This window comes from Streptomyces sp. NPDC007162, from assembly GCF_040634175.1.
In the GTDB taxonomy this organism is placed as follows: domain Bacteria; phylum Actinomycetota; class Actinomycetes; order Streptomycetales; family Streptomycetaceae; genus Streptomyces.
The window spans coordinates 1-1,969 of record NZ_JBEYFC010000923.1 but is presented as its reverse complement, the minus strand read 5'-3'; the positions used below and the strand labels follow the sequence as shown (position 1 = coordinate 1,969).

The following is a 1,969-nucleotide window of genomic DNA, read 5'->3' as shown; positions in this document are numbered from 1 at the left end:
GCTCTGGACACGCTCGTGCAGTCCCTGACGACCGCGCCGTCCGGGGTGGCCGCGGCCGTCAACGAGACCGTCGTACCGCGTGCGCGGTGGTCGGCGACGGGCCTCGCCGAGGGCGACCGGGTGGAAGTCCTGACCGCCGTGCAGGGAGGCTGAGCGCCGTGGCCGACGATCCTTTCGTGCTCGGGGGTACGACGTTCTCCTCCCGGTTGATCATGGGTACCGGGGGTGCGGCCGGCCTGGAGGTGCTGGAGCGGGCGCTCGTCGCCTCCGGGACCGAGCTGACCACGGTCGCGATGCGGCGGGTGGACCCGGGGGTACGGGGCTCCGTGCTGTCGGTGCTGGAGCGGCTGGGGATCCGGGTGCTGCCGAACACGGCGGGGTGCTACACCGCCGGGGAGGCCGTGCTGACCGCCCGGCTGGCGCGGGAGGCGCTGGGGACCTCGCTGGTGAAACTCGAGGTCATCGCCGACGAGCGGACGCTGCTGCCGGATCCGGTGGAACTGCTGGACGCCGCGGAGACGCTGGTGGACGACGGGTTCACGGTCCTGCCGTACACCAACGACGATCCGGTGCTGGCGCGGAAGCTGGAGGACGTGGGGTGTGCGGCGGTGATGCCGCTGGGGTCGCCGATCGGGTCGGGGCTCGGGATCCGCAACCCGCACAACTTCCAGCTGATCGTGGAGCACGCGCGCGTGCCGGTGATCCTGGACGCCGGGGCCGGTACGGCGTCGGACGTGGCGTTGGCGATGGAGCTGGGGTGTGCGGGGGTGATGCTGGCGTCGGCCGTGACGCGGGCGCGGGATCCCGAGCGGATGGCGCTGGCCATGCGGGCCGGGGTGGAGGCGGGGCGGCTGGCCCGGCTGGCGGGGCGCATCCCCCGGCGGTACTTCGCCGAGGCGTCCTCTCCTGCGGAGGGCCTGGCCGTGCTCGACCCGGAGCGCCCCGCGTTCTGACCCCGGCCCGCTCCCGCGGGGGCGGGCGGACGGATCAGGGTTGGTGCAGTTCGGTGTTGGCGCGGTCTGTGATCAGGGTGAGTACGCGGCCCGCCGTCGCCAGGTCCTGCTCCGGGATGCCTGCGTACAGGCGGGCGGCGATCTCGGCGCTCTGTGCTGAGGTGCGCTCGTAGAGGTCACGGCCGGGGTCCGTGAGCCGGAGCCGGGAGGGGTCCGCCGGGGTCGGCTCCAGCAGCCTCGCGGCCGTCAGCTCCTCGATCGCCCCGCGCGCGACCGACTCGTCGGTCTTCAGCGCGCCGGTGACCTCGTCGACGAGGTCGTCACGGCCGACGGAGTCACCGGCGACCACGGCCGCCCGGAGCGTGACGCTCTGGTGGAAGGTGATGCCGTGACGGGCCAGGACACCTTCCAGGAGGGCGCGCGGGGCGTGGTGGGCCAGCGCTATGACGCGGGCGTCGACGGCGGGTGCGGTGGTCATGACTGCTCCGTCTCGTTCTCGGTGTGCGGATCAAGAGGTGCGTCGAGCAGGGTCTCGAGGTCGTGGGCGAGCTGTCGGGCGCGCGGGCCGTGCTGTCCCCCGAGCGGCTCCAGCATCTGGTCCAGCAGGCCCTGGACCACCGTGATCGCCCGCCCGGTGACATCGCGCCCCTGTCCGGTGAGCGTCAGCTGCATGGCCCGCGGGTCACCGGGGTCGCGGGTGCGGGCGAGGAGGCCGGCGGCCTCCAGGGCACGGGCGAGCTTCGAGACGTACAGCGGTTCCAGGCCGGTGTGGTCGGCGAGGCGGCGCTGGCTGGGCCGCTCCCCGGTGCGGCCCATGCCGTACAGGGACGCCAGCAGCGCGTACTGGGCGTGGGTCAGGCCCAGCGGCGCGACCGCCCGGTCGACGGCCACCCGCCACTTCATCGACAGGCGCCAGACCAGGAACCCGGCCGTGGCGCTCTCGGTTGCCTCACTCATGAGAGATACAGTACATGGCTACTATGTACATGGCTACCGTTTTCGGTGGCGAGCGTCAC

General features: G+C 73.2%; 4 protein-coding genes. 2 read left to right on the top strand and 2 right to left on the bottom strand.

Annotation, left to right across the window (positions count from 1 at the left end; all coding sequences use genetic code 11):
- The coding region (gene thiS / locus ABZ646_RS45875; RefSeq protein WP_360533535.1) for a sulfur carrier protein ThiS at window positions 1-153 on the top strand (153 nt) is incomplete at its 5' end.
- A 5-nt stretch (window positions 154-158) separates the two neighbouring features.
- Window positions 159-953 (top strand): thiazole synthase, encoded by a 795-nt coding sequence (locus tag ABZ646_RS45870; protein WP_360533532.1) that lies wholly within the window; start codon window positions 159-161, stop codon window positions 951-953.
- Between the two features lie 34 nt (window positions 954-987).
- Here the strand turns inward: ABZ646_RS45870 and ABZ646_RS45865 are convergent, their stop codons facing one another.
- Together ABZ646_RS45865 and ABZ646_RS45860 are read right to left on the bottom strand one after the other, a co-directional pair.
- Window positions 988-1,431 (bottom strand): MarR family transcriptional regulator, encoded by a 444-nt coding sequence (locus ABZ646_RS45865; protein WP_360533529.1) that lies wholly within the window; start codon window positions 1,429-1,431, stop codon window positions 988-990.
- Window positions 1,428-1,910 carry a MarR family transcriptional regulator gene (locus ABZ646_RS45860; protein WP_360533526.1) on the bottom strand — a complete coding sequence of 161 codons (483 nt, stop codon included), beginning with the start codon at window positions 1,908-1,910 and terminating at the stop codon, window positions 1,428-1,430. The genes ABZ646_RS45865 and ABZ646_RS45860 overlap by 4 nt, the downstream gene beginning before the upstream one ends.
- Window positions 1,911-1,969: the final 59 nt, after the last annotated feature.